Below are 5,071 nucleotides of genomic sequence, written 5' to 3'. Positions count from 1 at the left end.
TCTGCCGGGTTGATAGTTACTATTGTTCCATCCACAGAAACGGCTGCATCAGCTACATTGATGGTCTGCACTTGAGTTCCGGCGGTGATGGTAATAGTACCTGTTCCTTTTTCCACTGCTTCATCAAAAGTTAAAATCAGGTCTGTGTCAATGGCTACCTCTACAGCTTCATCGGCTGGAGAGAGTGTAAGTAAGGCAGGGGGTGTTGGATCTACTTGGGTAGCGGTGGTGAATTGCCAGCTAGTGTTATCGGTGATCCCTGCAAAAGCATTGCCGGCTAAGTCTGTAATGGCACCGGCAGTGATTTGGATGCTGACCGAAACGCCTTGAGGCAAGTCTTGTGGTGGATCAATGGTAAGTACATTGTCTGCAAGGGTAACATTGGCATCGGTAATGGCGATGGTTTGTAGTAAAGTATTGGCCTGATAAATAGCAATTTCACCTGTTGTCCCTTTTTGTACAGGTTCATCGAAAGTGACTATCAGATTGCTGTTTGTGGCTACTTCGGTAGCATTGTTAGCTGGCGAAAGTGTTTCTACGATTGGAGCTTGAGTATCATCCTCGCCAACCGTGGTAAAGTTCCAGCTTGTATTATCCGTGATTCCTGCGAAAGCATTGTTTGCAAGGTCAATGAATGTTCCTTCTTCCAGTAATATATGGATACTTGACCCTTGAGCTAAGGTATTGGTAAGAGTAATGCTTACTAGGTTTTCGGCAATGTTCACCTGCTCACTGTTCACGGCAATTTCTTCCAGCAAAATGTCATCTTGATAAATAAAGATCTTTTTTTCAGCAACTGCCTGTATGGTTTCATCAAACGTTATTTGCAGATCGGTATCTACAGCTACTTCAGTAGCATTGTCTGGAGGCGATAAGCTAACCACTACCGGGGCAGTTTGGTCCACTGGCTGAACTGTTGTAGTAGTAAATTGCCAGGTGGTGTTGTCGGTTATACCTGCATAGGCATTGTCGGCTAGGTCGGTGACGGCTCCGGCCGAAATTTGAATAGACAATATTGCGCCTTCTGGTAAGTTCTGAGGTGGATTAATGGTAAGTACTTCATCCTGAACGGTAACACTCGCATTGGTAATAGCTATGGTCTGCACTAAGGTATTGCCTTGATAAATGGTAAGGCTACCGGTAGCTGCTTTTTTAACAGGTTCATCAAAAGTAATGACCAGGTTTTGATCCAAGGCTACCCCGGTGGCATTGTTGGCTGGAGAAAGTGTTAGAACCAAAGGAGCTATTTGATCTACAGGCTGTTCAGGTTGGGTGGTAAATTGCCAGCTAGTGTTATCGGTGATCCCTGCAAAAGCATTGCCGGCTAAATCTGTAATGGCACCGGCAGTGATTTGGATGCTGACCGAAACGCCTTGAGGCAAGTCTTGTGGTGGATCAATGGTAAGTACATTGTCTGCAAGGGTAACATTGGCATCGGTGATGACGATGGTTTGTAATAAAGTATTGGCTTGATAGATGGTAATTTCACCTGTTGTCCCTTTTTGTACAGGCCCATCGAAAGTGACTATTAGATTGCTGTTTGTGGCTACCTCGGTGGCATTGTTGGCCGGAGAGTATACACTTACTGTTGGAGGGGTAGTATCATCCTCACTAACAGTGGTAAAGTTCCAGCTAGTGTTATCCGTGATTCCGGTATAGGCATTCCCTGCCGCATCCACAAAAGCACCGGCTGATAGCTGCACTACTACCGGGCTGCTATAAGGCAGATCTGCCGGGTTGATAGTAACTATTGTTCCATCTACGGAAACGGCTGCATCAGCTACATTAATGGTCTGCACAATTGTACCTGCGGTGATAGTAATGGTACCGCTAGCTTTTTCCACTGCTTCGTCAAAAGTGAGCACTAAATTGGCATCTATGGCTACCTCGGTGGCTTCATCGGCTGGGAACAAAGTGGTCACCGTAGGTGGTGTAGTGTCTTCTGGCTGAGCAACGCTAAAGTTCCAGCCGGTAGTGGAGGTAATGCCAGGGAATGCATTGTTTGCCAGGTCGGTAATGGCTCCAGCAGCAATCTGTACAAATACGTTCGCACCGGCAGGCAAGTCTTCTGGTGGATTTATGGTAAGTATATTGGCTAGAATTGTTACAGCGGAACTGTTGATATTTATTTGCTGAACAGAAGTTCCTTGGTTGATGGTAATAAAGCCATTACCTTTTTTTACCGGTTCATTGAACGTGATCACCAGATTGGTATTTGCCGGAACATTTGTTGCATCGTCTTGCGGAAGAAGGAACAAAATAGCGGAGGGAATAATATCAATGCTAGAGGAGGCTACTGTAAAATTCCAAGTTTCCGGAGTGTCGATTCCGCTATACCTATTTCCGGCAATATCTTCTAAAGCACCCTCTTCAATCAGAACGGAAACCTGGCTGCCCGCTGGTAAGTCAGTTGCCGGATCAATAGTGACTGTGGTTCCATCAATGGTAACTGCATTACTTTCTATGTTGATCTGGCGGCTGTTTGTGCCTAAATTAATAATAATATTGCCCTTACCCTTTGCCACTGGCTCATTGAAGGTAAGCGTTAAATTAGTATTTGCCTGCACATTGGTGGCCTCGTCAGCAGGAGAATAGGTAACTACTGCCGGTGGTATATTATCAGCAGGAATTGACTCGGCAATCTGAAAATTCCATGCTTCTGCCGTGCTTATGCCTGCAAAATTGTTGTTTGCCAGATCTACAAATGCACCCTCCTCAATTAACACATGTACTGCTGTACCTTCCGGCATATTTGCCGGAGGAGTTATTTTAACAATATTCCCTTCTACCGTAACAGCTTCGTTTGTTACATCAATTGTCTGGCTGGCAGTTCCCTGGTTAATAGTTATGCTTCCGGTTCCTTTAGTTATATTTTCATCAAATGTAATAGTTAAGACACTATTGGTTGATACATCCGTTGATTCATCTGCTGGAGTGAGGGCGGATATTACCGGGCCAGTTTCGTCTGCTGTACCTGAAATTGTCATTGTCCATGAATCCGTATCATTGATTCCAACAAACGGATTACCAGCTGCATCTGTAAAACCTCCTTGCGGCACCTGAATAGCAATAGTAGTACCTACGGGAAAGTCATTAGGTGGATTGATAATAGCTGTTGTACCGTTAACAATTACTTCAGGTCCACCAATAGGTATTTCTTGAATAACAGTTGCATTCTGGCTGACAACCAGGTTGCCGCTTCCCTTTACAATGTTTTCATTAAATATCATTACCAGATTTACATTGGGAGCCACATCTGTTGTATTGTCCAGTGGAAATACAGCCACGAGTTCCGGCTGTATGTTATCTGGTACTGTGAAATTCCAGGTATTGGCATTGTTTATTCCGGCAAAGGAGTTACCGGCATTATCTGTAAACACACCTGACAACATCAGAATACTGATAGTGGAGCCAGAGGGGAAATTTTCTGGGGGAGTTATGGTGGCTACGTTGCCGCTTATGGTTACCAGATCGCTAGTGACATCGATACTTTGTGTGGAATTGCCCTGGTTAATAATAATATTACCAGTGCCTTTTGTTATTTCTTCGCTAAAAGTAATGGTCAGTACATCATCTATGGCAACATCTGTTGCATCATCTGCCGGAGAGAAAGCTGAAGCCGTAGGAGGGATATTATCCGCATTGTTGATCACTGAGAAAATCCAATCATTAGAGTTGCCTGCATAAGGATTCATTTCCAAATCGGTAAAAGAGCCTGGTTCAACCGTTACAGAGACAACAGCTCCTCCCGGGAAATCACTTGCCGGATTTATGGTAACCGTTGCTCCCTCTACCAACACCGTTTCTTCTGTAACAGCAATGTCTTGAATTGTTCCATTGATAGATATCCGGACGTTTCCGGCTCCTTTTTTTACAGGTTCACTAAAGACAATCACCAGATTTTCATTTACCCCAACATTTGTAGCATTATTGGCTGGAGAAAAAGTAATGACTGTTGGTGCCTTGGTATCGGGTTGAGCAGCAGTGGTAAAGTTCCAGCTAGTATTATCCGTAATGCCGGCATAGGCATTGCCGGCAGCATCTTGGAAAGCTGTAGCCGGGATTTGAATGAAGACAGCACTCTCATACGGCAGATCGCCAGGGTTGATAGTAACCGTACTGCCATTGACTGTTATGGCCGGATCACTAACAGGAATCTGTTGCACTATTGCACCGGCAGTGATGGTAATGATACCGCTCCCTTTCTCAACAGCCTCATCAAAAGTTAGGGTCAGGTCTGTATCAATGGTCACCCCAGTAGCTTCATCAGCTGGAGACAAAGTAATAACGGTTGGCGGAGTAGTATCTACCGAAGTGGTGGTTGTAGTCGTAAAGTTCCAGGTAGTATTATCAGTTATCCCAGCAAAGGCATTGCCTGCCAGGTCTGTGATAGTACCAGGGGTTATACGTACATTCAAGCTTATTCCTTGGGGTAAATCTTGTGGCAGATCTATAGTTAAAATATTATCAGCTACAGCCAAGGAAGCTAGCTCAATGGTTTGTAGTAAAGTATTGTCCTGGTAGATGGTAACATTGCCGGCTATTCCTTTTTGAATAGGCTCATCGAAGGTAATAACCAAGTTGCTAGTGGGCACTACCTCTATGGCTTCATCAGCCGGGGAGAAAGTAGTAACAATAGGAGGGGAGGTGTCCTCTTCAGGTTGGGTAGTAAAGTTCCAGGTAGTGTTATCTGTAATACCTGCAAAGGCATTCCCGGCCGCATCCTGGAAAGCTCCGGCTGATATCTGCACCACTACTGGGCTACTATAGGGCAGATCAGCTGGGTTAATAGTAACCGTCGTTCCATTTACAACAACGGCAGCATCCGTCACATTGATGGTCTGCACCTGGGTGCCGGCTGTAATAGTAATAGTACCTGTGCCTTTCTCCACTGCTTCATCAAAAGTTAGGATCAAGTCTGTGTTAATGGTTACCTCAGTAGCTTCATCAGCTGGAGACAAAGTAGTTACGATAGGCGGAGTGGTGTCTTCCGAAGTAGTAGTTAGGGTAGTAAAATTCCAGGCCGTGTTGGCAGCAATACCGGCAAAGGCATTACCGGCAAGGTCAGCAA

1 protein-coding gene is annotated in these 5,071 nt (G+C 45.0%); it reads right to left on the bottom strand.

Annotated elements, in window-relative coordinates:
• The coding region (locus Q0590_RS36625) for a beta strand repeat-containing protein (protein ID WP_302042647.1) at window positions 1–5,071 on the bottom strand (5,071 nt) is incomplete at both ends.

This window comes from Rhodocytophaga aerolata (assembly GCF_030503435.1).
In the GTDB taxonomy this organism is placed as follows: domain Bacteria; phylum Bacteroidota; class Bacteroidia; order Cytophagales; family 172606-1; genus Rhodocytophaga; species Rhodocytophaga aerolata.
This window is presented reverse-complemented; position numbering and strand designations above follow the sequence as displayed.